Source organism: Achromobacter xylosoxidans (assembly GCF_001457475.1).
GTDB lineage: Bacteria > Pseudomonadota > Gammaproteobacteria > Burkholderiales > Burkholderiaceae_B > Achromobacter > Achromobacter xylosoxidans.
The window spans coordinates 6,767,395-6,784,172 of record NZ_LN831029.1 but is presented as its reverse complement, the minus strand read 5'-3'; the positions used below and the strand labels follow the sequence as shown (position 1 = coordinate 6,784,172).

General features: G+C 66.0%; 14 protein-coding genes. 10 read left to right on the top strand and 4 right to left on the bottom strand.

What is annotated here, in order from left to right:
* Positions 1-1,470: 1,470 nt before the first annotated feature.
* The 6 genes from mnmG to AT699_RS30600 are packed head-to-tail and all read left to right on the top strand — an operon-like array spanning position 1,471 to position 7,650.
* Positions 1,471-3,390 (top strand): tRNA uridine-5-carboxymethylaminomethyl(34) synthesis enzyme MnmG, encoded by a 1,920-nt coding sequence (gene mnmG / locus AT699_RS30625; RefSeq protein WP_006389562.1) that lies wholly within the window; start codon positions 1,471-1,473, stop codon positions 3,388-3,390.
* A complete protein-coding gene (gene rsmG, locus AT699_RS30620; RefSeq protein ID WP_006389563.1) occupies positions 3,387-4,076 on the top strand; it encodes a 16S rRNA (guanine(527)-N(7))-methyltransferase RsmG in 690 nt (229 codons plus the stop codon). Before mnmG ends, rsmG begins: the two co-directional genes overlap by 4 nt.
* Positions 4,073-4,870, top strand: coding sequence for a ParA family protein (locus AT699_RS30615; RefSeq protein ID WP_006389564.1), 798 nt, complete (start codon positions 4,073-4,075; stop codon positions 4,868-4,870). Before rsmG ends, AT699_RS30615 begins: the two co-directional genes overlap by 4 nt.
* 8 nt (positions 4,871-4,878) lie before the next feature.
* Entirely contained in the window at positions 4,879-5,691 is an 813-nt protein-coding gene (locus tag AT699_RS30610; RefSeq protein ID WP_024070803.1) for a GNAT family N-acetyltransferase, read from the top strand.
* A gap of 44 nt (positions 5,692-5,735) precedes the next feature.
* A complete protein-coding gene (locus AT699_RS30605; protein WP_006389566.1) occupies positions 5,736-6,653 on the top strand; it encodes a ParB/RepB/Spo0J family partition protein in 918 nt (305 codons plus the stop codon).
* The gene (locus tag AT699_RS30600; RefSeq protein WP_024070802.1) at positions 6,646-7,650 is read left to right on the top strand and encodes an asparaginase; all 1,005 of its coding nucleotides are present in this window, start codon (positions 6,646-6,648) and stop codon (positions 7,648-7,650) included. Before AT699_RS30605 ends, AT699_RS30600 begins: the two co-directional genes overlap by 8 nt.
* Before the next feature lie 47 nt (positions 7,651-7,697).
* Here AT699_RS30600 and AT699_RS30595 read toward each other — a convergent pair whose 3' ends face one another.
* Positions 7,698-8,579 carry a LysR substrate-binding domain-containing protein gene (locus tag AT699_RS30595; protein WP_024070801.1) on the bottom strand — a complete coding sequence of 294 codons (882 nt, stop codon included), beginning with the start codon at positions 8,577-8,579 and terminating at the stop codon, positions 7,698-7,700.
* Between the two features lie 122 nt (positions 8,580-8,701).
* Between AT699_RS30595 and AT699_RS30590 the strand changes: the two genes are divergently transcribed.
* From AT699_RS30590 to AT699_RS30575, 4 genes are all read left to right on the top strand, one after another.
* The gene (locus AT699_RS30590; protein ID WP_024070800.1) at positions 8,702-9,289 is read left to right on the top strand and encodes a cysteine dioxygenase family protein; all 588 of its coding nucleotides are present in this window, start codon (positions 8,702-8,704) and stop codon (positions 9,287-9,289) included.
* A 5-nt stretch (positions 9,290-9,294) separates the two neighbouring features.
* A complete protein-coding gene (metC, locus tag AT699_RS30585; protein ID WP_024070799.1) occupies positions 9,295-10,506 on the top strand; it encodes a cystathionine beta-lyase in 1,212 nt (403 codons plus the stop codon).
* A gap of 2 nt (positions 10,507-10,508) precedes the next feature.
* Complete coding sequence (locus AT699_RS30580) at positions 10,509-12,104, top strand: rhodanese-like domain-containing protein (RefSeq protein ID WP_024070798.1); 1,596 nt, start codon at positions 10,509-10,511, stop codon at positions 12,102-12,104.
* A 152-nt stretch (positions 12,105-12,256) separates the two neighbouring features.
* Positions 12,257-13,258, top strand: coding sequence for a Bug family tripartite tricarboxylate transporter substrate binding protein (locus tag AT699_RS30575; protein ID WP_024070797.1), 1,002 nt, complete (start codon positions 12,257-12,259; stop codon positions 13,256-13,258).
* An 8-nt stretch (positions 13,259-13,266) separates the two neighbouring features.
* Here AT699_RS30575 and AT699_RS30570 read toward each other — a convergent pair whose 3' ends face one another.
* The 3 genes from AT699_RS30570 to AT699_RS30560 are packed head-to-tail and all read right to left on the bottom strand — an operon-like array spanning position 13,267 to position 16,775.
* Positions 13,267-14,028, bottom strand: a complete 762-nt coding sequence (locus tag AT699_RS30570; RefSeq protein WP_006389573.1) for a DeoR/GlpR family DNA-binding transcription regulator — start codon at positions 14,026-14,028, stop codon at positions 13,267-13,269.
* Between the two features lie 19 nt (positions 14,029-14,047).
* A complete protein-coding gene (locus tag AT699_RS30565) occupies positions 14,048-15,730 on the bottom strand; it encodes an ABC transporter permease subunit (RefSeq protein ID WP_024070796.1) in 1,683 nt (560 codons plus the stop codon).
* A 37-nt stretch (positions 15,731-15,767) separates the two neighbouring features.
* On the bottom strand, positions 15,768-16,775 hold the full coding sequence (locus AT699_RS30560; protein ID WP_024070795.1) for an ABC transporter ATP-binding protein: 1,008 nt from the start codon (positions 16,773-16,775) through the stop codon (positions 15,768-15,770).
* Positions 16,776-16,778: the final 3 nt, after the last annotated feature.

Below are 16,778 nucleotides of genomic sequence, written 5' to 3'. Positions count from 1 at the left end.
AAGGTTAGGGCCCGGTGGGCGAAGTCAGTTCTTATGGGAATGGAAGGGCGTTACCTGAAGCGCGGATTTCCTCGCTTTCATTGCGGATTTGTGCGTTTTCCCGATTCTGGGTATTTGTTCTCCAACGCAAGAGTGCGCAGTCGCATGGCACCCCTCCCGCATCTTTCCGCCGACTTTGCAGGCGACTTATCCCCAGAGTTGTTCCACGTGAAACCGCCGCGCTGATGTGGATGGCTTGGTGGATAAGTCGCCGTATGAGAGCCTGGGACTCCGCCGGCATCGCTTTTTCTGCATTGAGTTCGCGACGATCTACCCGATATGGATTTCGGCGACGCAAACACGCATTGATCGCGGCGACAGAATCTCTTCGCCTCGAGTGTTTGTTTCTGATGCCGCTGCGAAGCGTGCCATACACTTTGTCGCTGCCCGGTGCCCCGTAAGTATTATCGAGCCGGTGTGACAAGTTGGTCCTAGGACTTCTATGTTTCAGCTGAATGACGGGTGACATTCATTTGATAGTCGACGGGGCAGGTTTGGGAAGGCATGGCTTGATGCTCCTACACTTGCCGCCGGGAAAGAACTTCACGTGAAACGGAAAAATTCTGTTTTCGCGGGGTAGGGGTAGGGTAAGGGCTAGTAAATCACTTTTTTTGCTGATTTGGTTTCACGTGAAACCGAAGTCAGGCTGTCATCCGTGGATATCGACGCATCCATCTGCAGGCGTCGGAAGTCGCCGGTCGACCGGGTGGGCAGGCGATGCCGTTGTTCGAGGGCGCACTAGGCAAGTGGCTTTGATGTTTCACGTGGAACACCTGCAGACGGAAAGCATAATTTGGCTTTCTATAGATGCGACGCACAGTAGAAAAGATGGCGGTTTGCCCATGCTCTCCGCATGTTGTGCGGCGCGTAGATGCAAAGAACGGGCGTCAATGACTTCAGGAAAGGGACGACAGCCCGCCTCATATTAGCGTTCCAGCTGTGGAGCTCGATGTTCCACGTGAAACAGTAAGGGCGAAGGCATGGCAGGGGTCGATACGACGTGCCGATGGAAGGGCCGCGGTGAAGGGGCGTTCGCACGCGTGATTGCAGATGTGGGGCATGCAATGTTCCACGTGAAACGTCACCACGGCATAGAGACGACTGGTGAGTTCGACCGTAGACGGACCTCAGAGTGAGTTCCTAGAGGTATGACCGGAAAGGTGAACTGTATTGGACACTGCACGCCAATCTTCTATTCACCCTTTATGCGAGGCATAGCCTGCTCCGTCAGGAGTGGTGTTTCACGTGAAACATCGAACCGAAACACCGGCAAATGCCGACATATTCAAACGCCGTCAGCCTTAGGCGCGTTGCCAATTTGCAAAACCCAGTCCCTTCGAGGTTGGCTTTGCCCAGTCCAACCATGTTTCACGTGAAACATGCCCACCCTGCCTCTATAATGAGCACCGAACGCTCTCTTATCTCCCCATCATGGATTATCCCCGCGAATTCGATGTCATCGTCGTCGGTGGCGGTCACGCCGGTACCGAAGCGGCGCTGGCTGCGGCGCGTACTGGTGCCCAGACGCTGCTGCTGACCCACAACATCGAGACCCTAGGCCAAATGTCCTGCAATCCCTCCATCGGTGGGATCGGCAAGGGCCATCTCGTCAAAGAAGTCGATGCCCTAGGCGGTGCCATGGCGCTGGCGACGGACGAGGCGGGGATTCAATTCCGTATCTTGAACGGCTCGAAGGGGCCGGCTGTGCGCGCTACCCGCGCCCAGGCCGACCGGGTGCTGTACCGCAAGGCCATCCGTGGCCGCCTGGAAAACCAGCCGAACCTCTGGTTGTTCCAGCAAGCGGTGGAAGACCTGATGGTGGAGGGCGATCGCGTGGTTGGCGCCGTGACCCAGGTCGGATTGAAGTTCCGGGCAAAGACGGTGGTGCTGACAGCCGGTACGTTCCTGAATGGCTTGATCCATGTGGGCCTGCAGAACTATTCGGGCGGCCGAGCCGGTGATCCGCCCGCGATTTCCCTGGGCCAGCGCTTGAAGGAATTGCAGTTGCCGCAAGGTCGCTTGAAGACCGGCACGCCGCCGCGCATCGACGGTCGCAGCATCAACTACGGCATTCTGGAAGAACAGCCCGGTGACCTGGATCCGATTCCGGTGTTTTCGTACATGGGTAGTGTGGCCATGCATCCCCGGCAACTGCCGTGCTGGATCACGCATACCAATGCCCGGACCCATGACATCATCCGCGGCGGCCTGGATCGTTCCCCGATGTACAGCGGCGTGATCGAAGGCGTCGGCCCGCGCTACTGCCCGTCGATCGAAGACAAGATCCATCGCTTTGCGGACAAGGAATCGCACCAGGTCTTCCTGGAACCGGAAGGCCTGGACACGCACGAGGTCTATCCCAACGGCGTCTCCACCAGCCTGCCATTCGACGTGCAGCTCGCGCTGATCCATTCCTTGCCCGGCCTGGAGAACGCGCACATCCTGCGTCCCGGCTACGCCATCGAGTACGACTACTTCGATCCACGTGGATTGAAGAGCACCCTGGAAACCAAGGCGATTGCCGGCCTGTATTTCGCCGGCCAGATCAACGGCACGACCGGCTACGAAGAAGCCGCCGCCCAAGGCTTGCTCGCCGGAGTCAACGCCGCCTTGTCGGCACTGGACCGCGAGCAGTGGACGCCGCGTCGCGACGAAGCCTACCTGGGCGTGCTGGTGGACGACCTGGTCACGCGTGGCGTGACCGAACCGTACCGCATGTTCACCTCGCGCGCCGAATATCGCCTGAGCCTGCGCGAAGACAATGCCGATCTGCGCCTGACCGAAATCGGCCGCCAGCTCGGCATCGTCGACGATGCCCGCTGGGATGCTTTCAACCGCAAGCGCGACGCCGTCGCGGCCGAAGTCGAACGCTTGAAATCGTCGTGGGTCAATCCCCGCGTGTTGCCGCAGGAAGTGGCCGAGCCGCTGCTGGGCAAGGCAATTGAACGTGAGTACTCACTAGCGGACCTGCTGAAACGGCCCAATGTTTCCTATGAAGCCTTGATGGCCGCCCGCAATACCGACGGTACGCTACTGGCGGGCCCGGGTGTGGCCGCCGATGAGGTGCTGGCCGAACAGGTCGAGATCCAGGTGAAATACGCCGGCTACATCGCCCGCCAGCAGGACGAAGTCCAAAAGCAGATTGCCCACGAGCAACAGCCGATTCCGGCGGACGTCGATTACGACGCCGTCACCAGCCTGTCATTCGAGGTGCGCCAGAAGCTCAAAACGCACCGTCCCGAGACCATCGGCCAGGCCGGCCGCATCTCGGGCGTGACACCGGCGGCGATCTCGCTGCTGCTCATCCACCTGAAGCGCCTGCACTACGGCTCGCGCAAGCAAGCCGCATGAGCGCCCACGCCAACCCGGCCGGCGCGGACATGGCCGGCCGCCTGTCCCATGCCTTCGGGCAGCTCGGGCTGCAGGCCGACGCCGCCGCGGCCGCCAAACTGCTGGACTACCTGGCGCAAATGCAGCGCTGGAACCGCACCTATAACCTGACCGCCATCCGCGATCCGCAACAGATGCTGGTGCAGCACCTGTTCGACAGCCTGGCCGCCGTGGGGCCGTTCAGCGAAGCGCTGGGCGCGCCCGGCACGCCGGCAAAGATCTACGACGTCGGGTCGGGCGGCGGCCTGCCCGGCGTGGTCCTGGCCGTCATGCGGCCCGAATGGTCGGTGACCTGCATCGACGCCGTTGAAAAGAAAACCGCATTCGTCCGACAGATGAGCGGCGCCCTGGCGCTGCCCAATCTGCAGGCGCGTCATGCGCGCATCGAGACGCTGGAACCCGCCGGTTGCAACATTGTGACGTCGCGGGCATTCGCATCCTTGGAGGATTTTGCGATGCTCGCAGGCAGACATGTGGACAACGATGGTACCCTCGTCGCCATGAAGGGCAAGGTCCCGGATGATGAAATCCAGGCGCTGCACGCGCGTGGGGAATGGCAAGTCGACCACATACAGCCGCTCCAGGTGCCGGAGCTGCAAGCGGAACGCTGCCTGATCTGGATGCGCCGCAGTCAAGGAACCCTATGAAGAACCTACCCCCCAGCTCGACCGCCCGCGTTTTCTGCATCGCCAACCAGAAGGGTGGTGTCGGCAAGACGACGACCGCCATCAACCTGGCGGCCGGGCTGGCCACGCACAAGCAACGCGTGCTGCTGGTGGACCTGGATCCCCAAGGCAACGCCACCATGGGCAGCGGCATCGACAAGAATTCGCTCGAGTCCAACCTGTACCAGGTGCTGATCGGCGAAGCCACCATCGAACAGGCCCGCGTGCGTTCGGAGTCGGGCGGCTACGACGTGTTGCCCGCCAACCGCGAACTGTCCGGCGCCGAGATCGACCTGGTGCAGATGGACGAGCGCGAGCGCCAGCTCAAGACCGCCATCGACACCGTGTCCGGCCAGTACGACTTCGTGCTGATCGATTGCCCGCCCACGTTGTCGCTGCTGACGCTGAACGGTCTGGCCGCGGCCCACGGCGTCATCATTCCGATGCAGTGCGAGTACTTCGCGCTCGAAGGCCTGTCCGACCTGGTCAACACCATCAAGCGCGTGCACCGCAATATCAACGACGACCTGCGTGTCATCGGCCTGCTGCGCGTGATGTTCGACCCCCGCATGACGCTGCAGCAGCAGGTGTCGGCGCAACTCGAATCGCACTTCGGCGACAAGGTCTTCAAGACCGTCGTGCCGCGCAACGTGCGCCTGGCCGAAGCGCCCAGCTACGGCATGCCCGGCGTGGTCTACGACCGCGCTTCGCGGGGCGCGCAGGCCTACATCTCGTTCGGCGCCGAAATGATCGAGCGCGTGCGCGAGCTGAGCTGAAGCGCTGTATGTCCGCCGTCATGCACCTGTCCCCAGACGCCCGCACGCCGCCCGCCGATGCGCGCGACGCGCTGCGCGTGCGGCTGGAAGAGGCCGCGCTCAACGCCACGGCGGTGCGCGCGCAGGTGCTGTACGACGGCTGGCTGGTGCGCTATGCGCCATCGTCGGCCAAACGGGTACGCAGCATCAACGTGCTGGGGTTATCCACACGTCCGCTGGATGAGCGGCTGGCGTATTGTTCAACGTTGTACGCGCGCCATGGCCTGCCCATGGTGTTGCGCCTGACCTCCATCGGTCCGGATTTCACCCTGGATGCCGAACTGGCGTCGCGGGGTTACCTCCTTGGCGAAGAGACCCGAGTCATGAGCATGCCGCTCGCTCCCAGGCTGGCCGCCCGGGGCGATCTGGTTTTCAGGACAGTGGACGCCGCGCGCTTTGCGGCGGCGGTCGGTCGCATGCGCGAGTCCCGCCCCGAGCACATCGCCGAGCACCAGGCGCGCCTGGAGGGCCTGGCTGTGGATATCCTGCCGGTGCTGGCATTCGATACCGCTGGCGCGTGCGTGGCCGGCGGCATGGCCGTGCGCGACGGCGAACTGGCCGGCCTGTTCGACGTGGTGACGGATCCCGGCCAGCGGCGCAAGGGACATGCCGCGACGCTGGTGGACCATCTGCTGGCGTTGTGCGTCGAAGACGGCGCCACCACGGCCTACCTGCAGGTGGAACCGCAAAACACCGCCGCGCGCGCTTTGTATGGCCGCTACGGTTTCAAAGACTGTTACGCGTATTGGTACCGCCTGCCCGCCGAGCAGGCGGCCGCCTGAGCCCGGCTCGGGATACCAAAAACAGAAGGAAAGAGGATTTAACTATGGCCACCAAGAAACCCAAGGGATTGGGTCGCGGACTCGACGCCTTGCTGGGCGCCGACGCGCCTGCCATCGACAATATCGGCAAGGCTCCGGCCAAGCCCGAGGGTCTGCCGTCCACCTTGCCTGTTTCGAAGATGCGAGCCGGCAAGTACCAGCCGCGCACTCGCATGGACGAGGGCGCGTTGGGCGAGCTGGCCGAGTCGATCCGCACGCAAGGCATCATGCAGCCCATTCTGGTGCGCGCGCTCGGCGACGCGCCCGGCCATTACGAAATCATCGCGGGCGAACGCCGTTTCCGCGCCGCCCAGCTGGCCGGCCTGAAGGAAGTGCCGGTGCTGGTGCGCGAGGTCGCCGACGAAAACGCGGCGGTCATGGCGCTGATCGAAAACATCCAGCGCGAAGACCTGAATCCGCTCGAAGAGGCGCATGGCGTGCGCCGCCTGCTGGACGAATTCGGCCTGACCCACGAGCAGGCCGCCCAGGCCATCGGTCGTTCGCGTTCTGCCACCAGCAATCTGTTGCGCCTGTTGAACCTGGCGTCGGCGGTGCAGACCATGCTGCTGGCCGGCGACGTCGACATGGGCCATGCGCGCGCGCTGCTGGCGGTGGATGCCGCCACCCAGATCCAGCTGGCCAACCAGATCATCGCGCGCCGCCTGTCGGTGCGCGAAGCCGAAAAACTGGTCGCCAAGACCGCCAAGGAAGCCGAGAGCGCGGCGTCGCCCAAGAAAAAGGCCAACGGCGTATCGCGCGACCTGACGCGCCTGGAAGAAGCCCTGTCCGATCACCTGGGCACGCGCGTGGCGCTGAAGGTCGGAGCCAAGGAAAAGGGCCAGATCGTCATCGACTTCCACGGTTGGGAACACCTGAATTCGCTGCTCGAGCGCCAAGGCCTGTCCGGAGTGGTCGATGCCTGAGCAGGCGCTCCCCGTCATCGCGGTGCTGGCTACCGGCGGCACCATCGCCGGCGCCCAGGCCGATGCCACGTCCGCCGGCTACAAGGCGGGTTCGTTCTCGGTGGGCGACCTGTTGGCCGCGGTGCCGCAATTGGCGGGCCTGGCCGAGATCCGCGCCGAGCAGGTTGCCAACGTCGGCAGCCAGAACATGACGCACGACGTGTGGCGCGCGCTGGCGCAGCGTGTCGAAGCCTTGTGCGCGGATCCTTCCGTTGCCGGCATCGTCATCACGCACGGCACCGACACGCTTGAGGAAACCGCGTACTTCCTCAGCCTGGTGATCCGCCACGACAAGCCCGTGGTGCTGGTGGGCGCGATGCGGCCGGCCACCGCGCTGGGCGCCGAAGGCCCGGCGAACCTGTACAACGCGGTGGCGCTGGCGCGCCATCCCGACGCGCGCGGCCGCGGGCCGCTGGTCGTCATGAACGAAGATGTGCACTACGCTCGCGAGATCCAGAAGATCGCCAGCGCAGGCATCAACGCCTTTGCCTCGCCCAACCGCGGCCGCGCCGGCGTGATGCATGGCGGCACGCCGTGCTTCTATTCGCGCAACACCACCACGCACGGCATGCAAAGCGAGTTTTCACTCGCATTGCTGGAGAAGGCCGGTTGGCCGCGCGTGGACATCGTCTATGCGCATGCCGACCTGCAAGGCGACGTCATCGATTTCATCGCGCGCCAGGCCGATGGCATCGTGCTGGCGGGCGTGGGCGACGGCAACGCCACGGACCTGGCCATCGACGCCCTGGCCCGCGCCGCCGCCGATGGCGTCGCGGTGCTGCGCTCCAGCCGCACCGGCAGCGGTTTCGTCGCGCGCGACGTCGAACTGGATGACGCGGTGCTGGGTTTCATCGCCGCCGGCGACCTGAATCCGCAGAAGGCCCGCATCCTGCTGATGCTGGCGCTGTGCGTCACGCGTGAACCCGCGGCGCTGCAGCGCTGCTTCGACCGCTATTGAGTGATGCGCACGGCGGCCTGTCTCGGGCCGCCGCGCTGCCTGCCGCCTCATGGATTGGGTGGCGCATCCGCGCCGCGCGCCAATCCCAGGTTGCTGCGCAGCATGTCGTAGACCTGCCGTGTCAGCGGATTGATCAGGTCTCGCCTTATCCACAGGAAGTACGTCACGTCCGGTAGCGGTGGCAGGCCTTCCTTTTCCCCGAGCACCCGCATTTCCGGGGCCAGCAGTTCGACGCTGCGCGCGGTCACGCCCAGGCCTGCGCGCAAGGCGGCCTTGATGCTCACCAGGTTGGGCGCCACGTAGTTGGTGTGCCAGCGCACCTGCGCCTGTTCCAGCGCGGTCAGCGCCAGGCGGCGGAAGATGCTGGGTTCGTCGGCCAGCACCAGCGGCACCGGCGCGTTGAGGTCATGCACGTAGTCGGCCGAGGCCAGCCACACCGTGGGCGAGGTGCGCAGCGCCACGCCCTCGAACTCCTGGTCGAAGCGGGTCGAGATGGTCAGGTCCAGTTCTCCGGCGCGCAATGCGTCCATCAGGAATGGGCTGCGATCGGTGCGGATCTCCAGTTTCACGCGCGGTGCCGAGCGCGCGATATGGGTCAGCAGGGTCGGCAGGATGGTGTCGGCCACGTCCAGTGGCGCGCCCAGCCGCAGGTCGCCTTCCAGCGGGGCATCCTGCAGCGCGCGCAGCGCTTCATCGTTGATGGCCAGCATGTGGCGCGCGTATTCGACCAGGCGCCGTCCATGCATGGATAAGGCTTTGTTGCGCCCCTGTTTCTCGAACAGCGGCAAACCGATGGCCGCTTCCAGCCGCTGCATCTGCTGCGTCACCGCCGATTGCGTCTTGTGCAACCGGTTGGCCGCTTCGGAAAACGTTTCGTAGCGCGCGATCGCGGTCAGCGTGCGCAGCAGGTCCAGGTCGAGATTGCGCATGGGAGCAGCGAGTCGAAAGTATTAGAGATGCTTATGGAATATTAAGGCAATTTAAATTGTTGGCGCTCGCGCGCGGCGATACAGTGACTGCAATAACTCATGAAACAAGAGGAAAAGTCATTGTGAGCACCACGCATCCCCAGCAACAAGGCATCGACAGCGCCATCGGAAATATTAAAACTACTTTAGGAAATAAGGGCCTGAACCGCGACAGCCTGAAGGTCGTGCTGGACGAGTTGATCGGCCTGGCCAGTCATACCGACTGGTGGGCCCAGGATCGCTACCCGGCGCCGGAAGAGGGCGAACGCCAGGCGCGCTACCTGATCGGCGAGGACGCCGACAAGAGCTACGCGCTCTACCTGAACGTGATGCGTCCCGGCAAGCAGATCGTGCCGCACAACCACACCACCTGGGCCTGTATCGCCGCCGTGGAAGGCGTGGAATACAACTACGTCTACGACCGCACCGACGATGGCTCCGTGCCCGGCGTGGGCCGCCTGGAAAAGACCGGGACCGTGGTGGTGGGGCCGGGCACCGGCATCGCGCTGATGCCGGACGATATCCATGCCGTCGAGATCCAGGGCGATAGCGTCATCCGCCACCTGCACATGTACGGCCGCGCCCTCGAAACGCTGACCGAGCGGCTGGCCTTCGACCTGGCCGCCGGCACCTGCAAGGTCATGCCGATCGGCGTGCAGACCCGCCGCTGACCATCATGAACAAGCCCCTGCGGTCCGCGACGCGCCTGCTGCGCGCCGGGCGTCCCCATGCCGGCTGGGTCAACACCCCGGTCACGCGTGCCAGCACCTATGTGTTCGACAGCGTCGCGGCCTGGCGCGACACCCGCGCCCGCCGCGAACAGGAACGCCTGCCGTCGTACGGCGCGCGCGGCACCGACAGCACGCACGCGCTGGAAGACGCGCTGGTCGAGCTGGAGCAGGGGCATCGCGCCCAGCTGTACCCCACCGGGCAGGCCGCCATCGCCATCGTGTTGCTGGCCTATCTGCGCGCCGGCGACCACGTGCTGGTGACCGATGCGGTCTACGAACCGGTGCGCCGCTTCTGCGCCGAGCACCTGTCGCGGCTGGGCATCGAATTCACTTTCTATCCGCCGGATGGCGCCGGCCTGGCGCAGCTGCTGCGTCCCAACACGCGCATGATCTATGCCGAGTCGCCGGGTTCGCTCACCTACGAAATGCCGGACCTGCGGCAGCTGGCTGAGTTGGCGCAACGCCATGATTGCTGGCTGGCTGTGGACAACACCTGGGCGTCCGGCTTGCTGTGCCAGCCATTGGCGCTGGGCGCGGACATCTCGATTCTCGCCGCCACCAAGTACCTGGGCGGCCACGCCGACGTGATGATGGGCGCGGTCGTGACCAATGCCCGCGCCTGGCGCGCGCTGGAACGCGCCAGCATCGATTTCGGCCAGACCGTCGGCGCCGACGATGCCTATCTGGTGCTACGCGGCATGCGTTCGCTGCCGCTGCGCCTGGCGCAACATGCCCACAGCGCATTGCGCGTAGCGCAGTGGTTGCAGGGCAGGGCGGAAGTGGCGCGCGTGCTGTGCCCGGCCCTGCCTGACGACCCCGCGCACGCGGTCTGGCGTCGCGAGTGCACCGGCACCAACGGCCTGCTGACGCTGGAGTTCGCCGCCGGCATCGCCGATGCCGACATGGAACGCGTCATCGACGCGCTGCGCCTGTTCGGCATCGGCGCATCCTGGGGCGGATTCGAGAGCCTGGTGATACCCGTCAATCTGGCCAAGGCGCGATCCCTGCCCGTGGCCCCGCATGGCGCCATGCTGCGCCTGCATATCGGGCTGGAGGATCCGGACGACCTGATCGCCGATCTCGAACAGGCATTCGGCCAATTACGGCCCGTCCTGGCGGCCCTGAATTCCCATTCCCCCGATTCCCTGCGGATTTAACGATGCATGCCCATTCCGACCTGAAACTGGCCGATATCGACTCGCACACCCTCAAGGGCTGGCTGCATGACGGCGGCGAGATTGCGCTGCTGGACGTGCGCGAGCATGGCCAATACGGCGAGTCCCACCTGTTCTATGCGGCGCCGGTGCCGTTCAGCCGGCTCGAGGCCGATATCGCGCGCCTGGCGCCGCGGCGCGATGCGCGCGTGGTGGTCTACGACGCGGGGGATGACGATGACGTCGCGGCGCGCGCGGCAGCGGCCTTGCGGGCCGTGGGCTACACGCAGGTCCACCGCCTCGCAGGCGGCATCGCGCAATGGCAACGCGATGGCTACGCCGCTTTCGCGGGGGTCAATGTCCCGAGCAAGACTTTCGGCGAGCTCGCCGAAGAAGTCTTCCACACGCCGCGCATCAGCGCGGCCGAACTGGCCGAGCGCCAGCGTCGTGGCGACGATCTGATCGTGCTCGACGGCCGGCCCTACGCCGAATACCAGAAGATGAGCATCCCCGGCGGCATCTGCTGCCCCAACGGCGAGCTCGCGCTGCGCGCGCACGGCCTGGCGCCCGATCCGAAGACCACCATCGTGGTCAACTGCGCCGGCCGTACCCGCAGCATCATCGGCGCGCAGACCCTCATCAACCTGGGCGTGCCCAATCCCGTCTACGCGCTGGAGAACGGCACCCAGGGCTGGTACCTGGCGGATTTCAAGCTCGATCATGGCGCCAGCCGTCGATATGAGGATGCCATTGCCGCGGCCGATATACCGGCGCTGGCGCAACGCTCGGCCGGCCTGGCCGAACGCCATGGCGTGCCGTGGGTGAACGCCGCGCAGGTGCGCAGCTGGCTGGCCGACACGGGCCGCAGCACCTTCCTGTGCGACGTGCGCAGTGCCGAGGAGTACGCGCAAGGCTCGTTGCGCGGCGCGCAGCACACGCCCGGCGGCCAGTTGATCCAGGCCACCGACCAGTACGTGGCCGTGCGTGGCGCGCGCATCGTGGTGTTCGATGGCGAAGGCGTGCGCGCGCCGGTGGTGGCCAGCTGGTTGCGCCAGATGGGCTGGGACGCGAGCGTGCTGCAGGAAGGCGTGGGCGCCGACCTGCAAGCGCCTGTCGCCCCGATCGCCGAACCGCCGGTCAAGGTATTGGATGACGCGGCGCTGGCCGCCGCGCTGGACGCAGGCGCGCAACTCATCGACATCCGCCCCAGCATGCGCTATCGCGCCCAACACATCGCGGGAGCGCAATGGGCCATCCGGCCGCGCTTTGCCGGCCTGGCGCTGGACCCGGCACGTCCGTTGGTGCTGCTGGCCGAGGAACTCGCGGTGGCCGCCTGGGCCGCGGCGGACCTGCGGGCGCGCGGCGCGCGGGACCTTGCCGTCAACCTGGGCACGGCGGCCGGCTGGTCGGCGGCGGGCATCGCGCTGGAATCCACGCCGTCCACGCCCGCCGACCGCGATTGCATCGATTACCTGTTTTTCGTGCACGACCGCCACGACGGCAACAAGGCCGCGGCGCGTCAGTACCTCGCCTGGGAAACCAACCTGGTCAAGCAGATCGACGCGCGCGAACGCGCCGCGTATCGCTTCCCGGCGGGGTGACCATCGGGGCGGACTGCCCCCGTGGCCGCGCCACACGCTTCATCCGATCAGCACGCCCCGGCGCTTCGCCGACGGGGCGCGGACGGTTCATGGCGAACCGAAATGCAATGGACGGCCGAGCATCCGGCCGCCAATCACAAGGGGAAATATCGATGAACAAGTACCAGCTGCAACATGCCTGCAAGACCGCCGCCGCCCTGGCCTGCCTGGCGTGGGGGCTGAACGCCCACGCCCAGGCGCCCGCGCCCCTGGCCGACTACCCCAAGCAGGCCATCACCGTGGTCTCGCCGTTCCCGCCCGGGGGCGGCAACGATGGCGTGGCGCGCCTGATCGCGCAGGAACTCGGGGCGATCACCGGCCAGAGCGTGGTGGTGGAAAACCGTTCCGGCGCGGGCGGCAACGTCGGCACTTCGCAGGTGTCGCGCGCCAAGCCCGACGGCTATACGTTGGTGATGTCGCAGACCAGCGTCATGGCGGTCAACCCGCGCCTGTACAAGAACGTGGGTTTCGATCCGCTCAAGGACTTCGTGCCGATCTCGCAGATCACCTCGGCGCCGCTGGTGCTGGTGGCGCGCAGCGAAAGCGCCTACAAGTCGCTGGGCGACTACCTGGACGCCGCGCGCAAGCAGCCCGGCGTCATCACCTACGCCACGCCCGGCAACGGCACCATGAGCCATCTGATGGGCGCGCTGCTGTCGCAGAAGGCCAACGTGAAACTGGTGCACGTGCCGTATCGCGGCGCCGCGCCCGCCATCACCGACCTGATGGGCGGCACCGTCGACATGCTGATCACTTCGCCGGCCTCGGCCGAGCCGATGGTGGCGGCCGGCAAGCTGCGCATCCTTGCGCTGAGCCATGAGAACGGCATCGGCATCTTCAAGGGCGCGCCCACGCTTGCCCAATCCGGCATGGACGGCATCACGGCCGACGACTGGTACGGCCTGTTCGCGCCGGCCGGCACGCCGCCCGAGCGCATCGCCTACCTGGCGCAAGCGGTGGCGCAGGCCATGAAATCGCCCAACGTGATCGCCAAGATCCAGGCCGGCGGCAGCCAGCCCGTCGGCAGCGCGCCCGATGCGTTCGGCAAGCGCCTGCAACAGGACACCACGTACTGGGCCGACATGGTCAAGGTTGCGGGCGTGTCGGTGGATTGAAGCGGCGGCTAAGCCACCAGAACCTTGCCGACCGCGGCCTTCAGGGCCGCGAAGGCGGGCTGCTTCTGCGCGTTGGTGTTGGTGATGAGGTGATCGATGCGGTTCACTTCGCAGTACGACACCCGGCTGCACAGGCCGATCTTGCTGAAATCGGCCAGCAGGATGCGCTGCTTGGCGTTGGCGGCCATCGCGCGCGCCACTTCGGCTTCGCGCAGGTCGTAGCTGGTGGCGCCGCATTCGGCGTCCACGCCCACCGGTGACAGCAACGCCACGTCGGCGCGGTAGCGGTGGATCTCGGCGATGGTGATGTCGCCGGCGGTGGCGCACACCGGCCCACCCACCGATCCGCCCAGCATGATGAGTTCATTGGCCCCGCTGCCGGCGGCGCCGACCTTGAGCGCCACGTCGAACGAATTGGTGATGAGGGTCAGCCCGCTCAGCTTGGCCAGCTCGTCCGCAAGCATGCTGGTGGTGCTGCCCGCATCCAGGAACAGCGTCTGCCCGCTCGTCACCAGGCCGGCCGCGGCGCGCGCGATGGCGCGCTTGTACTTGACGCGGGTGTGCACGCGTTCCGTGATCGGCGGCTCGCTGTGCACCGGCACCGCGCCGCCATGCACGCGGCGCAGCTCGCCCATCGCCTCCAGCTCCAGCAGATCGCGCCGGACGGTCTCCCGCGATACCCCCAGTTCGCCGACGATACGGTCGGTCGATACCTGCTGCAGGGAAGACAGCAGGGCGCGGATTCTCTGATACCGCTCTTCTTGCCACATATCGGATGCTTCCTAATCTCTATTTGCGGCGCCGCGCCGGCAACGCGATCAACGCGCGCATCGCCAGCAGCGAACCACCCACGACCAGCATGATAAGCGTCGAATAGGCCGCGGCCTGCGAGACGAACCCCGCTTCGTCCAGCCGCAGTACGGAAACCGGCGCGACACTGACCGACGGTGTGACCAGGAAGATCACCGCCGACAGCGTCACCATGGAACGCATGAACAGGAAAAAGAACACGCCCAGCACCGTTGGGGCGATCTGCGGCAGCACCGCATCGCGCACGATGTGCAACGTGCCGCCGCCCAGGCAGCTGACCGCTTCCTCCAGCGCCTGCGGCACCGCGCGCATGCCGGTCATCATCGTCAGGAAGCCTTGCGTGTGATAGTGGTAGAAGTTGCACAGCGCGATCAGTGCGGCGCTGCCGTATAGCGCGTACAGCGGCGTGGAAGGCGAGTTGAAGGCGAAGATGTAGGACAGCCCCAATACCAGCCCCGGCACGCCCACCGGCAGCACCGACACCAGGTAGACCAGCTTGGCCCACGCGCGGGGGATGCGGCATACGCCGAAGGTCAGGAAGAACAGCAGCAGCACGCCGCCGGCCGCGGCCGCCAGCGACAGGTACAGCGAAGTCCACAGCGGCGCATAGCCGCCGCTGACGGTGATGTCGTAGTGCTTCAGGGTCCATTCCATGCGATAGGGCCACAGCCGCATGAAGCTGGCGAACACCACCGTGCCCACCGTCACCACGATGGCGCTGGCGCACAGCAGCACGCCCGCCGTGAACGCCAGGTCGCGGCCGCGCGCCGGTTGCGGCGTGACGCGCAGTCCGCTGGGCGAGGCGGCGCCGAACTGGCGTTGCGAGGCCACCCGTTCGATCTGCACCGAGATCAGCGACGGCAACAGCAGCAAAATGCCCACCACCGAGCCCATGCCGAAATTCATCTGGCCCGACACCTGGCTGTAGATCTCGGTGGCCGGCACGCGATAGTTGCCGCCGATCACCGCGGCGTTGCCGAAGTCGGTGATGGTGATGACGAACACCACGAACGCCGCGCTCAGCAGCCCGAACTTGCAGTTGGGCAGCGTGATGTCGAAGAACTGCCGCGCGCTCGACGCGCCCATCACCTCGGCCGCGTCGTAATAGCGCGCATCGGTGTTGCGCAGCGCCGCCTGCAGGATCAGCACGGCCTGGGGCAGGGCGTAGAACACGTTGGAGATCAGCAGGCCCCAGAACCCGTAGATATCGAACTCCCACCCGGTCCAGCGATGCACCAGGCCGTTGCGTCCAAGGATGAAGATCAGCCCCAGCCCCTGCACCAGCGACGGCGCCAGCAGCGGCAGCACCAGCGCCAGCTTCACCAGCGCCTTTCCGCGCATGCGGCTGCGGTCCAGCCCGAAAGCGATGGCAAAGCCCAGCAGCAGGCTGACGGCGGTGGTGGCCGCGCTCATCGTCAGGCTGTTGGCGGTGGCGGTCAGGATGCCGCGGGTGGCGAACACGTCGGCGTAATTGCCCAGGCCGATAGCGCCGTCCTTTTCCACCAGGCTGCGCCAGCCGACGGTGGCCAATGGATACAGGAAGAACAGCGCCAGGCCCGCCATCGGGATGCCGACGCAGGTCCATAGCAGCAGTCGATCCAGGGAGGCCGACGAGCGATTGGCCCGCGGCGAAGTGGCGGCGCCGATACGAACCGTGTTCATGCCATGACCCCCGCGCGTGCCGGCGTGGCGGACGCAGTCATACGCGAACCCAGGCGCATTGTTCCGGCGCCAGGTCCAGCCGCACGGGCGCGCCCTGCGACAGGCCCGCCGCGCCCTGTTGTTCGACCAGCAACTCGCGGCCTCGCCAGTCCACCCGCACGCGCGTCAGGTTGCCCATGAAGGTCATTTCGCGCACCCGGCCCGGCCCGCGCTCGTCGGCGGCGATGCGCAGGCTTTCCGGCCGCAGGCAGGCCTCGAAACGCTCGCTGGCGCCGTCCGGCCGGGTCGCCAGCAACGCCGGCATGGCCTCGCGCACCCAGTCGGTCGGCAACAGGTTGCTCAGGCCGACGAAGTTGGCGACGAAGCGTGTGCTCGGCCGCAGATACAGGTCGGAAGGCGATCCCACCTGCTCGACGCGGCCGTCATTCATGCACACGATCTTATCGGCCAGCGTGAGCGCTTCCTCCTGGTCGTGCGTCACCATGATGGTCGGGATCCGCAGGCGTCGCTGCACATCGTGGATCTCGGCGCGCATGTCGGTGCGCACGCGCGCATCCAGCGCCGACAGGGGTTCATCAAGCAGGATCAGCGCGGGGTCCACCGCCAGCGCGCGCGCCAATGCCACGCGCTGCTGCTGGCCGCCGGACAATTGGTGGGGATAACGCTGTGCATAATCCGGCAGCTTGATCAGCGCGAGCAATTCGCGCACCCGTGCGTCGATGCGCTCGCGCGTCTCGCCGCGGATGCGCAACCCGTAGCCGACGTTCTCGGCCACCGTCATGTTGGGAAACAGCGAATACGACTGGAACACGATGCCGAAGCCGCGCTTGCGCGCCGGCAGCGCCGACAGGTCGCGTCCGCCCAGCGTGATGGTGCCGCTGTCGAATGGCAGCAGGCCGGCGACGATGCGCAGCAGGGTCGTCTTGCCGCAGCCGCTGGGTCCCAGCAGGCAGACGAATTCATGTTCGCCCACCGACAGGTCGATGCCTTCCAGCGCCACCGCGCCGTCGAAGGTCTTGCGGATCCCGCGCAAATCCAGGTACATGGC